The sequence below is a fragment of the Streptomyces sp. NPDC057877 genome, assembly GCF_042796855.1.
Taxonomy (GTDB): domain Bacteria; phylum Actinomycetota; class Actinomycetes; order Streptomycetales; family Streptomycetaceae; genus Streptomyces.
The window spans coordinates 97,239-112,771 of sequence record NZ_JBHVMS010000015.1 but is presented as its reverse complement, the minus strand read 5'-3'; the positions used below and the strand labels follow the sequence as shown (position 1 = coordinate 112,771).

14 protein-coding genes are annotated in these 15,533 nt (G+C 74.0%); 9 read left to right on the top strand and 5 right to left on the bottom strand.

Features of this window, described 5'->3' with window-relative positions:
• The first annotated feature begins 112 nt into the window (after nt 1-112).
• From ACFVQG_RS35985 to ACFVQG_RS35975, 3 genes are all read left to right on the top strand, one after another.
• Complete coding sequence (locus ACFVQG_RS35985) at nt 113-1,432, top strand: DUF692 domain-containing protein (protein WP_383392042.1); 1,320 nt, start codon at nt 113-115, stop codon at nt 1,430-1,432.
• 88 nt (nt 1,433-1,520) lie between these two features.
• Nucleotides 1,521-2,315, top strand: coding sequence for a TIGR04222 domain-containing membrane protein (locus ACFVQG_RS35980; RefSeq protein WP_383392039.1), 795 nt, complete (start codon nt 1,521-1,523; stop codon nt 2,313-2,315).
• A gap of 130 nt (nt 2,316-2,445) precedes the next feature.
• The gene (locus ACFVQG_RS35975) at nt 2,446-4,077 is read left to right on the top strand and encodes an alpha/beta hydrolase (protein WP_383392036.1); all 1,632 of its coding nucleotides are present in this window, start codon (nt 2,446-2,448) and stop codon (nt 4,075-4,077) included.
• Nucleotides 4,078-4,084: 7 nt separating this feature from the next.
• Here the strand turns inward: ACFVQG_RS35975 and hemQ are convergent, their stop codons facing one another.
• Nucleotides 4,085-4,816 carry a hydrogen peroxide-dependent heme synthase gene (gene hemQ, locus ACFVQG_RS35970; RefSeq protein ID WP_383392034.1) on the bottom strand — a complete coding sequence of 244 codons (732 nt, stop codon included), beginning with the start codon at nt 4,814-4,816 and terminating at the stop codon, nt 4,085-4,087.
• A gap of 5 nt (nt 4,817-4,821) precedes the next feature.
• The gene (gene hemG, locus ACFVQG_RS35965; RefSeq protein ID WP_383392031.1) at nt 4,822-6,291 is read right to left on the bottom strand and encodes a protoporphyrinogen oxidase; all 1,470 of its coding nucleotides are present in this window, start codon (nt 6,289-6,291) and stop codon (nt 4,822-4,824) included.
• Nucleotides 6,292-6,450: 159 nt separating this feature from the next.
• Here hemG and ACFVQG_RS35960 point away from each other — a divergent pair, with 159 nt between their 5' ends.
• Entirely contained in the window at nt 6,451-7,446 is a 996-nt protein-coding gene (locus tag ACFVQG_RS35960; protein ID WP_383392029.1) for a DUF4349 domain-containing protein, read from the top strand.
• A gap of 27 nt (nt 7,447-7,473) precedes the next feature.
• Nucleotides 7,474-8,928, top strand: a complete 1,455-nt coding sequence (locus tag ACFVQG_RS35955; protein ID WP_383392026.1) for an FAD-dependent oxidoreductase — start codon at nt 7,474-7,476, stop codon at nt 8,926-8,928.
• Here ACFVQG_RS35955 and ACFVQG_RS35950 read toward each other — a convergent pair.
• Nucleotides 8,925-9,221 carry a hypothetical protein gene (locus ACFVQG_RS35950; RefSeq protein ID WP_383392023.1) on the bottom strand — a complete coding sequence of 99 codons (297 nt, stop codon included), beginning with the start codon at nt 9,219-9,221 and terminating at the stop codon, nt 8,925-8,927. The genes ACFVQG_RS35955 and ACFVQG_RS35950 overlap by 4 nt on opposite strands.
• Before the next feature lie 118 nt (nt 9,222-9,339).
• On the opposite strand from ACFVQG_RS35950, the gene ACFVQG_RS35945 reads away from it, so the two are divergent.
• Nucleotides 9,340-10,167 (top strand): rhomboid family intramembrane serine protease, encoded by an 828-nt coding sequence (locus ACFVQG_RS35945; protein WP_383392020.1) that lies wholly within the window; start codon nt 9,340-9,342, stop codon nt 10,165-10,167.
• A 3-nt stretch (nt 10,168-10,170) separates the two neighbouring features.
• Here the strand turns inward: ACFVQG_RS35945 and hemE are convergent, their stop codons facing one another.
• Entirely contained in the window at nt 10,171-11,238 is a 1,068-nt protein-coding gene (gene hemE, locus ACFVQG_RS35940) for a uroporphyrinogen decarboxylase (protein WP_383392017.1), read from the bottom strand.
• Nucleotides 11,239-11,334: 96 nt separating this feature from the next.
• On the opposite strand from hemE, the gene ACFVQG_RS35935 reads away from it, so the two are divergent.
• The 3 genes from ACFVQG_RS35935 (at nt 11,335) to ACFVQG_RS35925 (ending at nt 14,567) form a co-directional block, all read left to right on the top strand.
• Nucleotides 11,335-12,057 (top strand): DUF3000 domain-containing protein, encoded by a 723-nt coding sequence (locus ACFVQG_RS35935; RefSeq protein WP_383392014.1) that lies wholly within the window; start codon nt 11,335-11,337, stop codon nt 12,055-12,057.
• 352 nt (nt 12,058-12,409) lie between these two features.
• Entirely contained in the window at nt 12,410-13,072 is a 663-nt protein-coding gene (locus tag ACFVQG_RS35930; protein WP_360224832.1) for a response regulator transcription factor, read from the top strand.
• Nucleotides 13,073-13,286: 214 nt separating this feature from the next.
• Nucleotides 13,287-14,567, top strand: coding sequence for a ribonuclease D (locus tag ACFVQG_RS35925; protein ID WP_383392010.1), 1,281 nt, complete (start codon nt 13,287-13,289; stop codon nt 14,565-14,567).
• A gap of 185 nt (nt 14,568-14,752) precedes the next feature.
• On the opposite strand, the gene ACFVQG_RS35920 is transcribed toward ACFVQG_RS35925, so the two are convergent.
• Entirely contained in the window at nt 14,753-15,496 is a 744-nt protein-coding gene (locus ACFVQG_RS35920; protein ID WP_383392008.1) for an AraC family transcriptional regulator, read from the bottom strand.
• Nucleotides 15,497-15,533 lie beyond the last annotated feature (37 nt).

Sequence of the window (15,533 nt, the reverse complement as noted above, 5' to 3'; positions counted from 1 at the left end):
CGTGCCGGGGCCGACGCAACCTCAAATGTTCCTCTGAAGGTGACCGGGCCGGGTTCGCACGCGTGCGCGGTGGGCCATACCGGAGGGAAGACGTGGCGGAGGGGGACGAGTCATGGAGCGGCTGGGTACGGGGATCGGATGGCGGCCGGAGATCGCGGACGCCGTGGCGCGCATGCCGGGTGTGGACTGGGTCGAGGTCGTCGCCGAGAACGTCTGCCCCGGGCATCTCCCGGAGCCGTTGACGCGGCTGCGGGAGCGCGGGGTGACGGTGGTCCCGCACGGGGTCTCCCTGGGGCTCGGCGGCGCGGACCGGCCGGACGCGGGGCGGCTGGCCGCGCTCGCCGAGCGGGCGGAGGCGCTGGGCTCGCCGCTGGTCACGGAGCACATCGCGTTCGTCCGCGCGGGCGGCCCACTGACCGCCTCCCCGCGCCTGGAGGCGGGCCATCTGCTGCCGGTGCCGCGCACCCGGGACGCCCTCGACGTGCTGTGCGAGAACGTCCGCATCGCGCAGGACGCGCTGCCCGTGCCACTCGCCGTGGAGAACATCGCCGCGCTGATCTCCTGGCCGGACGAGGAGATGACGGAGGGCCAGTTCCTCTACGACCTCGCCGACCGCACCGGCGTACGGCTCCTGATCGACGTGGCGAACCTCCACACCAACCACGTCAACCGCGGCGAGGACCCGGCCGAGGCGCTGGCCGAACTGCCGCTGGAGGCCATCGCCTACGTCCATGTCGCGGGCGGCTTTCACCGCGACGGCGTCTGGCACGACAGCCACGCCCACCCGGTCCCGCAGCCGGTCCTGGACATCCTGGCCGACCTGGCCTCCCGGGTCCGGCCGCCCGGTGTGCTGCTGGAGCGGGACGAGAACTTTCCCGAACCGGCCGAGCTGGAGCGGGAGTTGACGGCGATCGGGGAGGCGGTGGCGAAGGGCCGCGCGCAGGCGTCGGAGTGCCCCGCTCCCGTCCGGGAGGCCACCGCCCCGGACCACCCCACCGAGCGCCCCCGCCAACGGCTCGCCCTCGCCCAGACCGCCCTGCTGTCCGCGTTGGTCGCGGGCACGCCCGTGCCCGAGGGCTTCGACCGGGTGCGGTTGCGGGTGCAGGCGCGGGCCCTGGCCGCCAAGCGGGCGGACGTGGTGGCCAAGGTGGCGCCGGAGCTGCCCGCCATCCTCGGGGACGGCTACCGTCCCGCCTTCCTCGCCTACGCCCAGGCCCACCCCATGACCGGCGGCTACCGGCATGACGCGCTGGCCTTCGCCGAGTTCCTGCTGGACGCCGGGCGTCCGGAAGGGGCGCGGGCGCGGCGGGAGCTGCGGGAGTGGTGGGCGCGGCGCTCGGGACCGGCGCCGCGCGGCGGGCAGCGGTGGGTGGGGCGGGTACTGCGGGGACAGGGGCGACGGCTGGTGCTGGGCCGCCGGTCAGGGGGCTGAGGGCCGGAAGGTCACATACCGGCAACGCTGGTGCCCGGATGGTGAACAGGGTGTGGCCAATCCCAGACCCTTGGCATAGAAACACGGCATGTTCTGGGTCCTTCTCCTGCTGCCCGCCTGGGTCGTCGCCGGTGTGGCGTGTACGCGGTTGTGCCTGGCCGCCGTGCGCGCGGCGGGGGTGGACGCGGCACCGGGCGGGGGACGTGAACTGACGCTCTACGAGGCGGCCTTCCTCTCCGGTGGTCCCGCGCGGGTCGCCGAGCTGACGCTGGTGTCGATGGCGCGGCAGCGTCGGCTGCTGCTCGCGCACACCGGCTGGGCCACGGTCGTCGACCCGCGCGGGCGCGACGACATCGAGCGGTCGGTGATAGGGGCGATCGGGCCGGACGGCCAGTCCCCCATCGCGCCGGTGCGGACCGCGACGGCCGCCGCCGACCCGGTGCGGGGCCTCGCCGACCGGCTGATCCGCGCGGGCCTCGCCGTGCCGGACGGGACGCGTACGACGGTGGCGGCCGGAATCCGCCAAGTGCGGCTCGCCGCGCTGGTCGTGTTCGCGCTGGGCGTGACGGCGCTGCTGGCGCCCGTGGGGCTGCTGCCCACGGCGGCCGAGACCCCGCGCCCGCTGATCGCCCTGTGGTTCGCGCTGCCCCTCACGCTCACCCTGAGCTGTCTGGTCATCGCCCGCATCGAGGTGCACCCGTACTCGCGCTGGGCCTCCCCCGCCGGGCAGCGGCTGCTGGGCACGCTGGCCCGCCGCAGCGCGCGCGGCGCCGGGGACGACCACGCCTACCTGGCCACCGTCGCCGTGCGCGGCGTCCGGGCCGTCGGGGAGCCGGACCTGCGGGCGGCCTTCGCGCACCGCGGGCCGTACGCGCGCGACTGACCGGAGCGCCGACCCCGGTGGGGGGCGCACGGGGAGCATTGGGGCCGACACCGGCGCTCGGTGCTTGCCTTCACCGACACCCGAACGAAACATCCCTTTTGTCGCTCGCCGTGCACTGAAGGGATACGCGATGAGAGCAGCCGCCCTCTACTCGGCCACGGGGTCCGCCGTGCTCCTGGCCACGCTCCTCGCCGCCCCGGCGGACGGCAGCCCGCAGCGGCCGGAGGTGTCGGCCGAGACGCTCGGCACCGCCGTGGCCGCCGAGCGGGCCCGCGCCGCGGGCATCGACTTCGGCACGTGCGCGCAGGCGCAGGACATGCCGGGCAGCATGCGCTGCGGCACGGTCAGCGTCCCGCTCGACTACGCGCGCCCCAACGGCCAGCAGATCCGGCTCACCGTCAGCCGGGTGCGGGCCACCGGCCAGGACCCGCGCAACGCCAAGCGCAAGGTGCCCCGGCAGGGCGCCCTCGTGCACAACCCGGGCGGCCCCGGCGCCTCCGGCCTGTACTTCCCGCTGGTCGGCCTGCTCCCCGAGTGGAAGCGCCTCGCGGGCGCCTACGACCTCGTCGGCTACGAACCGCGCGGCGTCGGCACGTCGGCGCCGCTGTCCTGCCAGGACCCGGGGCGGTTCTTCAAGGGCCCCACGCAGGCGCCGACCCACCCCTCGGCGTCGTACAAGCGCGAGCGCGTGGCGCAGGCGAAGGCGTACGCGCGCGGCTGCGCGCAGCGGACGGGCAGCGCGCTGCGGCACTACCACTCCCTCAACAACGCCCGCGACCTGGACGTCCTGCGCGCCGCCCTCGGTGAGCGGAAGCTGACCTTCATGGGTGCCTCGTACGGCACCTACTTCGGTGCGCTGTACGCGACGCTGTTCCCCACGCACGTACGGCGGATGGTGTTCGACTCGGCGGTGAACCCGGACCCGGCGGGGGTCTGGTACGGCAACAACCTCGCCCAGTCGGCCGCGTTCGAGGGCCGCTGGGCGGAGCTGCGGGAGTGGATCGCCGCGCACCACGGCGTGTACGGGCTCGGCGACACCGCCGAGGACGTGCTGCGCAGCTACGAGAAGGCGCGGGCGCGGCTCGCCACCGAACCGGCGGGCGGGGAGGTCGGGCCGGGGCAGTTGCAGAACGCGTTCCTGACGGCCGGGTACTACGACGACTACTGGCCGCAGCGCGCGCACGCCCTGTCGGCGTATCTCAAGGGCGACCCGCAGCCACTGATCGACATCGCCGGGCCGCCGAAGGAGGCGGCGGCGGAGGCGGAGAACTCCCGCGCGGTCTACACGGCCGTCGAGTGCAACGACGCGCCCTGGCCGACGGACTTCGCGGTCTGGGACCGGGACAACACCCGCCTCGCGCGGGTGGCGCCGTTCGAGACCTGGGACAACGCGTGGATGAACCTGCCGTGCGCCTACTGGCAGGCGCCCCGGCAGCGCCCGCTGGACGTGCGCACCGGGCCCGGTGAACTGCCCCCGGCGCTGATCCTGGCCGCCGAGCGGGACGCGGCCACCCCCTACCGGGGCGCCCTCGAACTGCACCGGCGGCTGTCCGGCTCGACGCTGGTCACCGAGCGCGACTCCGGCACGCACGGCATCGCCTACGGCCCCAACGCCTGCGTCAACAACCATGTGGACGCCTACCTGCTGGAGGGCCGCCTCCCGGCCCGGCACGCGTCCTGCGCGGGCCATCCGCTGCCGAAGCCGACGGCCCCGGGCGACCGGGAGTCCGCGAGGACACCGGCCGCCCGCCCGGCCGCCTGACAGGGCCTCAGGCCAGCCCGGCCACCAGCTCCGCCACCGACTTGCGGCGGCCGGTGAAGAACGGGACCTCCTCGCGCACGTGCATCCGCGCCTCCGAGCCGCGCAGATGGCGCATGAGGTCGACGATGCGGTACAGCTCGTCGGCCTCGAAGGCCAGCAGCCACTCGTAGTCACCGAGGGAGAAGGAGGCGACGGTGTTGGCGCGCACGTCGGGGTAGCCGCGGGCCATCTTGCCGTGGTCGGCGAGCATCCGGCGGCGGTCCTCCTCGGGCAGGAGGTACCAGTCGTAGGACCGCACGAAGGGGTACACGCTGACGTACTCGCGCGGCGTCTCGTCGGCGAGGAACGCCGGGATGTGCGAGCGGTTGAACTCGGCGGGGCGGTGCAGCGCCATGTTCGACCAGACGGGCTGCAGCGCGCGGCCCAGCTTGGTGCGGCGGAAGAGGTTGTACGCCTCCTGGAGCTGGTCGCTGGTCTCGGCGTGCCACCAGATCATGAGGTCGGCGTCAGCGCGCAGCCCGGAGAGGTCGTAGGTGCCGCGGACGGTGACGTCCTTCGCGGCGAGCTGGTCGAACAGCTCCTGGACCTCGTCGGCGTAGCCCGCGCGGTCCTCGGGCAGCACGTCCTTCAGCTGGAAGACGGACCACAGGGTGTAGCGGATGACCTCGTTGAGGTCCTTGGCCAGCTTGCCCTTGTTGGGGATCCGGTCGGGGGCGGTGGTGGGGGCTTCGTCGCTCATGCTTCCTATTCTCCTGTTCCACCCTGTGCGCCCGGCACCGGGTGGGCGGTGGCTGTCGCGGTGGCTCCGGCAGTGGCCTGCTCCCCGAGGGCCCGGTCGGCCGCGCCGAGGCCGCTCGCGACGCAGGCCGGGATGCCGACGCCGTCGTACGCGGCACCGCACACGGCGAGGCCCGGGAGCTTGCCGACGTGCTCGCGGACGCGGGCCACGCGCGCGTGGTGGCCGACGGGGTACTGGGGCAGGCCGTCGTCCCAGCGGGTGACGCGGGTGGCGACGGGCGTGGCGTCCAGGTCGGTCGCCGCGCGCAGGTCGTCCCGGGAGACGGCCACCAGGTCGGCGTCGTCGCGCTGGAGGATCTCCGTCTCGCCGTACCGCCCGACGGAGGTGCGCAGCACCACCACGTCGGGGTCCTCGTCGGCGATCCAGCCCCATTTGCGGGAGGCGAAGGTGGACGCCTTGATGGTGTGCCCGTCGACCGGCGGAACCAGGAAGCCGCTGCCCTCGGGGAGCCGGTCGGCGTCCGCGCGGCGGTAGGCGAGGGTGATCAGCGCCATCGACGCGTACTCGACGGCGGTCAGCTCGGCCGCGGCGGCGGGGGCCTCGGCGCGCAGCAGGTCGGCCGCGGCGCGGGCCGGGGCGGCGACGACCACGGCGTCCGCGCTCAGCACCCGGTCCCCGGCGACGACCCGCCAGCCCGCGTCCGGCTCGCGGCGCAGTCCGGTCACCGGGGTGTCGGTGAGGATCTCGCCGCCGCGCGCCCGGACGGACTCGGCGACCGCGAGCGGCAGGCTGCCGACGCCGCCCTCGATGCCCATGAACACCGGCCCCGGCTGCGGGGCGGCCCCGGCCGCCTTCGCCTGGAGGTCGCGGACCGCCTCGGTGAGCGAGTCGTGGGTGCGGGCGGCGGCGAACAGCTGGGGGACGGCCGCGCGCATCGAGATGCGGTACGCGTCGCCCGCGTAGACCCCGCCGAGCAGCGGCTCCACGAGGCGGTCGACGACCTCGCGGCCGAGCCGCGCCGCCACGTACTCCCCCACCGCGACGTCGTCGCCGATCTCGGTGCGGGGCAGCTCGGCGTCGCGCTCCACGCGCGCGAGGCCTTCGTCGGACAGGACGCCGCTGAGCGCGGCGGCGGTGCCGGGGACGCCCATGACATGGCCCTTGGGCATGGGGCGCAGGGCGCCGCGGGTCCAGATCGCCGCCGCGGTGGTGGCGGGCGGCCGGAGGCGGTCGGCGAGGCCGGTCTCGCGCGCGAGGCCGACGGCCTCGGGGCGGCGGGCCAGCATGGCCTCGGCGCCGAGGTCGACGCGGACGCCCGCGATCTCGCCGGGCAGCAGCTTGCCGCCGACCCGCCCGGACGCCTCCAGCACGGTCACTCTCGCTCCCCGGGCGAGCGCCCGGTGCGCGGCGGCCAGTCCGGCGATCCCGGCCCCGATGACGACGACATGCCTGGTGTCCGTTGGTGCTGCGGTCATGGCTCCACCTTCTCAGACGCCACTGACATTCCCACCAGGGCCATGTGGCCCCACCGAGTCCCGACCGTGACCGCATCGGGACCGGATCGGCCCAACGTCCCGGACCGCCCCGGCGTCGAAGGAACGTCAGTCGTCACGACCCTCGGGGGTGGACCCATCATGCGCACACCAGTCACCACACGGCGGCGTTCCGTGCGGGCTCTGGCCGGAATCCTGCTCGCCGCGGCACTCGCCCTCACCGGGTGCAGCGGCGCGGACGACAGCGGAGGAGACGCGGCCAGCGACGACCGGGCGGCGGGTGCCAAGGCCGGTGCCGAGGAGGGCGCCGCGGCCGACAGCGGCCACCAGAGCGGCCAGGCCCGGGATTCCGCGCCGACCAAGCTCACCCCCAGCCACATCATCCGCACCGCCTCCCTGACCGTGCGGGTCAAGGACGTGCCGAAGGCCCTCGACGCGGCCCGTACGGCCACCGAGGGCGCGGGCGGCTACGTCGGCAACGAGGTCACCAGCCGCGACGAGGAGGGCGGCGAGCGCACCCGCGTGGTGCTGCGCGTGCCCTCCGACGCCTACGAGGAGGTCCTCACCGACCTGGAGGGCACGGGCAAGCTCCTGGACCGCACGGCGAAGGCGCAGGACGTCACCGACCAGGTGGTGGACGTCGACAGCCGGATCAAGACCCAGCGCGCCAGCGTCACCCGGATCCGGGAGCTGATGGACCGGGCCACCAAACTCAGCGACGTGGTCACCCTGGAGGGCGAACTGAGCGCCCGCCAGGCCGACCTGGAGGCCCTGCTCGCCCAGCAGAAGTCCCTGGAGGACCGCACGAGCCTGGCCACCATCACCCTGACGCTGTCCGAGACGCCGGTGCAGGAGAAGCCGGAGAAGGACGACGACCCCGGGTTCGTGGACGCGGTGGCGGGCGGCTGGGACGCGTTCGTGACCATGCTGCGCTGGCTCGCGGTCGCCTTCGGCGCGGTGCTGCCGTTCGCGGCGGCGCTGGCGCTGCTGGTGCTGCTGTGGCTGCGGGTCGTACGGCCCCGGCTGCCGCGCCGCCCGGCCCCCGCGGGGGCGATGAGCGCGCTCGGCCCGCTGCCGCAGGCCCGCACCGCGTCGCCGGAGCCCGCGCGAGGTGACGGGGACGGCGAGCAGGACTGAAGTGCGCGCTGCCCGTAGCGTGTTGCCATGGACATCGCCCACGGGAGCCGCAGCAGCCGTCTGGTCGTGATCGGCGGTGACGCCACGGGCATGTCCGCGGCGTCACAGGCACGCCGCCTCAAGGACCCCGGCGAACTGGAGATCGTGGCCTTCGAGCGCGGCCACTTCACCTCCTACTCGGCGTGCGGCATCCCGTACTGGGTGGGTGGCGACGTCACCGACCGGGACGAACTGATCGCCCGTACCCCACAGGAGCACCGCGCCCGCGGCATCGACCTGCGGCTGCGCACCGAGGTCACGGAGATCGACGTGGCCGGGCAGCGGGTACGCGCGCGTGACGTCGATTCCGGGGCCGAGTCCTGGACGCCGTACGACGGACTGGTCATCGCCACCGGTGCCCGCCCGATCCGCCCGGACATGCCCGGCGCGGACGCCTTGGGGGTGCACGGCGTGCAGACCCTCGACGACGGGCAGGCCCTGCTGGACACCCTCGCACGCGCGCGTGGCCGTCGCGCGGTCGTCGTCGGGGCGGGCTACATCGGCGTCGAGATGGCCGAGGCGCTCATCAACCGCGGGTATGAGGTGACGGTCGTCAACCGCGGCGCGGAGCCGATGTCCACGCTCGACCCGGACATGGGCCGTCTGGTGCACAAGGCCATGCAGGGCATGGGCATCACCATGGTCAACGACACCGAGGTCACCGAACTGCGCACCGACGCCGAGGGGCACGTCAGCGCGGTGGTCACCCGGGACGCCGCGTACCCGGCGGACGTGGTCGTCCTCGGCATCGGCGTGCGGCCCGAGACCTCGCTGGCCGCCGCGGCGGGGCTGCCGCTCGGCGAGCACGGCGGGCTGCTGACCGACCTGGCGATGCGGGTGCGCGGGCAGGAGAACATCTGGGCGGGCGGCGACTGCGTCGAGGTGCTCGACCTGGTCTCCGGCCGCGAGCGGTACATCCCCCTGGGCACCCACGCCAACAAGCACGGCCAGGTCATCGGCACCAACGCGGGCGGCGGCTACGCCACCTTCCCCGGCGTGGTCGGCACCGCCGTCAGCAAGGTCTGCGACCTGGAGATCGCGCGCACGGGTCTGCGCGAGAAGGACGCCCGCCGCGCGGGCCTGAGGTTCGCCGCGGTCACCATCGAGTCCACCAGCCGCGCGGGCTACTACCCCGACGCCTCCCCCATGACGGTGAAGATGCTCGCCGAACACCGCACCGGCCGCCTCCTCGGCGTCCAGATCGTCGGCCGCGAGGGCGCGGGCAAACGCGTCGACATCGCCGCGGTCGCCCTCACCGCGGGCATGACGGTGGAACAGATGACCGTCCTCGACCTCGGCTACGCCCCACCGTTCTCCCCGGTGTGGGACCCGGTACTGGTAGCGGCCCGCAAGGCGGCGAAGGCAGTGCTGGACCCCACCCCTCAGGGGGGCGGGGAACTGCGCGGGCAACCACGACGCCCCCGCACCCCGCAACGGCGCTAAGCCGACCCACTGAGCCGCGGCAAGGACGCCACGGACCCACTCCCCGGCGCGGCCCCGGGCTGCTCACCCGACCCCACCCCCACCCCGGGACGGGCATGCGCCGCGGGCCGGGCCGACCGCAACCGATGGCTCACCGCCTCGTCCAGCGTCACCGGCCGCTGCATCTGCGCCGCCAGCCGCCCGGCCTCCTGGCCGAGCCGTGCCACGTCCTCCCAGGGCAGCCGCACCACGAGGGCCAGCTCCGCCTCGCCGTCGGGCATGGCCTGCATCGGGGGAACCACTCGGTCGCTCATCGCCTGTGTCCTCACGTCGCCTGTGTCGCCTGTGTCCGCACGCCGTCGACGAGACATACGCACGCACGGACGGGCGTGTTCACCGATTCACGGAGCGCATCGGGGGCACTACTTCTGTGTGGTCATCCCCGTCCATGACGTGAACCCCGTGCGCCGCACCCCGTACGTGACCTACGCGCTGATCGCCGCGAGCGTCTTCGTCTTCCTGTTCATGCCCGGCCTCGCCGGTTCCGTGGCGGGGGACAGCAGCCTGGCGCAGTACTGCCATCTGCAGGCGTTCCTGGACCAGTACGCGGTGGTGCCGCGCGAGTTGATACACCATCAGCTGCCCCGGCTGGTGCCCACCGGCGACGTCGCGGTGGGCCCGCAGGGCGCGGGCTGCCTGGTCGGCCCGCCGGGCTACGACAAGTCGCCGGAGCTGAGCGTGCTCACCGCGATGTTCCTGCACGGCGGCTGGCTGCACCTGCTGGGCAACATGCTGTTCCTGCTGATCTTCGGCAACAACATCGAGGACCGCATGGGCCATGTGCCCTTCGCGATCTTCTACGGCGTCTGCGGCTACGCGGCGACGTACGGCTTCGCGTTCCTCAACGACGGCTCGGCCGACCCGCTGATCGGCGCCTCCGGGGCGATCGCGGGGGTGCTGGGCGCCTATCTGGTGCTGTACCCGAAGGCCAGGGTGTGGGTGCTGGTGCCGTTCCTGGTCTTCCTGCCGCTACGGCTGCCCGCCTGGCTGGTGCTGGGCTTCTGGTTCGTGCTTCAGGCGGTGTACTCCTCCGGCACGGGCGTCGCCGACGCGGGGACCGTGGCGTACGCGGCGCACATCGTCGGCTTCCTCGCCGGGATGGTCATCGCCTGGCCGCTGCGGCGGGGCACCCCGCCGCCGCCGGAGCCGCGCGGCCTGCTGTTCGGCAGGCAGGCCCGGCCCCGGCACACCTGGGGGTGACGGTCAGCGCGCCGTCCGCGTGTGGACGTACTCCACGAGCCGGGTGAGCGCGTCCGGTTCGGTGGTCGGCAGGACGCCGTGGCCGAGGTTGAAGACATGGCCCTCCAGGCCCGCCGCCGCGTCCAGCACCTCGCGGGCCTTGGCCTCGACGGCCTCCTGCGGGGCGAAGAGGACGGCCGGGTCGATGTTGCCCTGGAGCGCCTTGCCGGGGCCGACGCGGCGGGCGGCCTCGTCCAGCGGGACCCGCCAGTCGACGCCGACGACGTCCGCGCCCGCCTCGCCGAGCAGGCCGAGCAGTTCACCGGTGCCGACGCCGAAGTGGATGCGCGGGACGCCGTACTCCGCGACGGCCGCGAAGACCTTGGCGGAGGCGGGCAGGATTGAGCGCCGGTAGTCGGCGGGGGCCAGGGCGCCCACCCAGGAGTCGAAAAGCTGTACGGCGCTGGCGCCCGCCTCGATCTGCACCTTCAGGAAGGCGGCGGTGATGTCGGCGAGCCGGTCCAGCAGGTCGGCCCACAGCTGCGGGTCGCCGTACATGAGCGCCTTGGTGTGCTCGTGGTTGCGCGACGGACCGCCCTCGACGAGGTAGCTCGCGAGGGTGAACGGGGCGCCCGCGAAGCCGATGAGCGGGGTGCCGCCGAGTTCGCGGGTGAGCAGGCCGATGGCCTCGGTGACGTAGGAGACGTCCTCGGGGGTCAGGTCGCGCAGCCGGTCGAGGTCCGCTCGAGTGCGGATCGGGCGCTCGACGACGGGGCCGACGCCGGGCTTGATGTCGAGGTCGACGCCGATGGCCTTGAGGGGGACGACGATGTCGCTGAAGTAGATCGCCGCGTCGACGCCGTGCCTGCGCACCGGCTGCAGGGTGATCTCGGTGACCAGCTCGGGCCGCATGCAGGACTCCAGCATGGGGATGCCCTCGCGGACCTTGCGGTACTCCGGCAGGGAGCGCCCGGCCTGCCGCATGAACCACACCGGCGTGTGCGGCACGGGCTCGCGCCTGCACGCCTTCAGGAAGGCGGACTCGTATGTGGCTGTCGGCTGCTTGCCCGTCGGGCTTCCATTGGCACTCACGGGAAAAGTCTCGCACGGCGTCGGGGCGCGTCCGGCGCGGGTCCGGGCGGGGTGTCCTCCCTGCGCTCGGCTTCCGTTCCGCTTAATCTTCCCCGCATGGCTGCGGCTCAGGGACGACTGTCGGACGGCGCTGGCGGAATGGGCGAATCCAAGGGGCACGAGGGGAACCAGGGGAACGCGGAGAACGCGGAGAACGCAGAGAACGGGGACGGGGTCCTGCATAACGGCGAGACAGTTCCGGCGGCCTTCCGGGCCGCCGTCGACGCGCTGCGGGCGGCGCGGCTGCGACCGCAGGTGGAGGTGGAGCCGACCCACGCGCCGCGACGGCTGGCGCCGTTCGCCTACGCGCTGGAGGCCACGGTCGTCGACGGCGAGCAGGACCTCGCCGACGGGCGCCTGGTGCTGCTGCACGATCCGGCCGGGCACGAGGCCTGGCGGGGCACCTTCCGGCTGGTGACGCTGGTGCGGGCGGAGCTGGAGGCGGAGATGGCTGCGGATCCGCTGCTGCCGGAGGTGTGCTGGTCCTGGCTGACCGGGGCCCTGCAGGCGCGCGGGCTGACGTACGGCGAGCCGAGCGGCACCGTCACGCGCGCGAGTTCGCACTACTTCGGCGGGCTGTCGGCGCGCCCGGCCGCCTGCCAGATCGAGATCCGGGCGTCCTGGACGCCGCGCGAGGGGCTGGGCGGGGTTCCGGACACGGTGGCGCACCTGGCGTCCTGGTGCGACCTGCTCGCCCAGGTGGCGGGGCTGCCCCCGGCCGGTCCGGGGGACGCGTCGGTGGTGACGCTGCCGCAGCGCCGGGGTCCGCAGTCGCACTGAGTCCCGTTTCGGTCGGCTATCGCGCTGAGTCCTGTTTCGGTCGGCTTTCGCGCTGAGTCCCGTTTCGGTCGGCTATCGCACTGAGTCCCGTTTCGGTCGACTTTCGGTCGGCACGCTTTGTCGACACGACCACTTTTCGACATGTGAGTGAGCGTGACCGATCCGACTCGATCTTCGGATAATCGATCGCGTGTCCGAATTGCACAGATTGTTACTCACCGGATCGTGATCATTTCCTAAAGGCGGACGCCCTTGGTGCCGAAGACGACTGTGACCTTGAAATCACGGTTCGTCCCGGCTTCATCCCCACGAGCCGACCCGTCCCCGCACTCCCCGCACTCCAGGAGGCCTGGTGTCCGTTCTTCTCGAGCAGCCCGCAAGCCTGGTCGCCTACCGCCCGAACAAGCCGACCGCCATGGTGGTCGTCGCCGACCCGCGCGTGCGCTCCACCGTCACCCGCCATCTGTGGGCGCTCGGCGTACGCGATGTCATCGAGGCCTCGTCCATCGCCGAGGCCCGTCCCCGCGTCGGCAACCCGCGCGACATCTGCGTCGCCGACGTCCATCTGCCGGACGGTTCCGGCCTCACCCTGCTCTCCGAGACCCGCGCCGCGGGCTGGCCCAACGGCCTCGCCCTGTCCGCCGCCGACGACATCGGCGCGGTGCGCAACGCCCTCGCGGGCGGCGTCAAGGGCTACGTCGTCACCGGCACCCGCACCAACATCGGGCTCCCCACCCGCCCGGGCGCCGCCCCGATCGGCGCCGCCGCCGCCCGTCTGCACCGCCGCCCCCCGGGTGCCCCGAGTCACCCGGGCGGCTACCGAGAACTGTCCGGCCGCGAGGTCGAGGTGCTGCGCCTGGTCGCCGAGGGCCAGTCCAACAAGGCGATCGGCGTCTCCATGGGCCTGTCCGCCCTGACCGTCAAGAGTCACCTGGCCCGCATCGCCCGCAAGCTCGGCACGGGCGACCGTGCGGGCATGGTGGCGGTCGCCCTGCGCACCGGCATCATCCACTGACCCCCACCCACTCCTCCCCCTTCCAGGCGCGCGCCCGGCGACGGGCGCGCGCCTGTGTGCTGGGCGCGAGCGCCCGCGCCCCGGCGCCACTTTCTGACCGACGGTCATGAACACCACCTCGTCGATCATGGATTCGCCCGCGTTTCGCCAGGTCAGACAGCCATTGGCCGGATCGTGCAGGTCGGGCCGTCGAACATCCGGATACCCTTGACAGGTGACCGACGCCCAAGACACCGCAGCAGACACTTCACTGCGAACCACCGGGGGCGCCCCTCCGGACGACGGCGGATCTGCGGAGACGGAGGCGCCGATCCCCTTGCTGGAGCCCCGCGAGGGCATTCCGCCGGTGGTCGCGGACGAACAGGCCCTCGCGGACGTCATCGCCGCCTTCGCCGCCGGTTCCGGCCCCGTGGCCGTCGACGCCGAGCGGGCCTCCGGGTACCGTTACGGCCAGCGCGCCTATCTGGTGCAACTGCGCCGGGAGGGCGCGGGGACGGCGCTGATCGACCCCGTGGCCTGCCCCGACCTGTCCGGCCTCGGCGAGGCGCTCAGCGGCGTGGAGTGGGTGCTGCACGCCGCCACCCAGGACCTGCCGTGCCTGCGGGAGATAGGCATGGTGCCCACCCTGCTGTTCGACACCGAGCTGGCCGGGCGCCTCGCCGGGTTCCCCCGGGTCGGGCTCGGGGCCATGGTCGAGAGCGTGCTGGGCTTCGTCCTGGAGAAGGGCCACTCCGCCGTCGACTGGTCCACCCGGCCGCTGCCCGAGCCCTGGCTGCGCTATGCCGCGCTGGACGTGGAGCTGCTCGTCGATCTGCGGGACGCGCTGGAGAAGGAGCTGGACCGGCAGGGCAAGCTGGACTGGGCCCGCCAGGAGTTCGACGCGATCGCCTCCGCCCCGCCGCCCGAGCCCCGCAAGGACCCCTGGCGGCGCACCTCCGGGATGCACAAGGTGCGGCGCCGCCGTCAGCTCGCCGTGGTGCGCGAGCTGTGGCAGACGCGCGACCGGATCGCGCAGCGGCGGGACATCTCGCCGGGCAAGGTGCTGTCGGACGCCGCCATCGTCGAGGCCGCGCTCGCCCTGCCGTCCACCGTGCACGCGCTCGCCGCGCTGAACGGCTTCGGGCCGCGCACCGGGCGCCGCCAGCTGGAGCAGTGGCAGGCCGCGGTGGACCGCGCCAAGGCCCTCTCCGAGAGCCAGCTGCCCCCGCCCGGCCAGCCGGTCGCCGGTCCCCCGCCCCCGCGCGCATGGGCCGACAAGGACCCGGCCGCCGCGGCCCGCCTGTCCGCCGCCCGCACGGCCGTCTCCACCCTGGCCGAGCGCCTCAACATGCCGCAGGAGAACCTGATCACGCCGGACACCGTGCGCCGGGTGTGCTGGGAGCCCCCGGCGGTCGTCACGGCCGAGTCGGTCGAGACCGCCCTCGCCGGGTACGGCGCGCGGCCCTGGCAGATAGAACAGGTCACGCCGGTGCTGGTGCGGGCGCTGGCCGCCTAGGCGGGAGCCCCAAGGTCCGCCACGCTCCCGCTGCCGCTGAGGCGGGAGCCCCACGATCCGTCACGCTCCCGCAGTCCGCTGAGGCGGGAGCCCCACGATCCGTCACGCTCCCGCTGTCCGCCCAGCCGGGAACCCCACGATCCGCCAGGCTCCCGCTGTCCGCCCAGCCGGAGCCCCGCGGGCCGTCAACCCCGGGCGTACGCCCCCGGCGTATGCCCCAGCGCCCGGCGGAAGACGTCGATGAACGCGCTGGTGGACGACCAGCCGCACAGGGCCGCGACCCTGGTCACCGGGGTGCCCTCGGCCAGCAGGATCAGGGCGTGGTGCAACCGGAGCTGGGTGCGCCACTGCGGGAAGGTCATGCCGAGGTCGTCGTGGAAGAGGCGGGACAGGGTGCGGGCGCTGGCGCCGACGACGCGGCCCAGCTCGGCCAGGGTGCGGCGGTCGGCCGGGTCGGTGTGCAGGAGGTCGCAGAGGGACCGCAGCAGTGGCGTGGTCGGGGTGGGCAGGTGCAGCGGCTGCTGGGGTGAGACGCGCAGCTGGTCGATCAACACCGCGCGCAGCCGGGCGCGTTCGGGGCTGCCGTCGTCCGGGGTGCGGGTGTGGGCGACGATCAGCTCGTGCAGCAGCGGGCTGACGGCCAGCACGGCCGGGGTGTCCAGGCCCACCGGGTTCTCGGTCGCGGGCAGCCCCACGAGGTGCAGTTCGAGGTCGCCGTGCGCCTGGTGCGCGTGCACGGTCCCGGCGGGCACCCAGAGGGCGCGGGTGCCCGGGGCGACCCAGGAGCCCGCGTCGGTGGTCACGGACAGCACGCCGCGGCCCGCGTGCGCGATCTGGTGGTCGTCGTGCCGGTGGGCGCCGATGGCGGCGCCGGACGTCAGCCGCTGGGTGCGGGTCGGGGCGATCGGATCGTGGCGGATCTCCGTCATTTCCTGGCAGGTTATCGGAAGCGCGACAGGGCGGCGG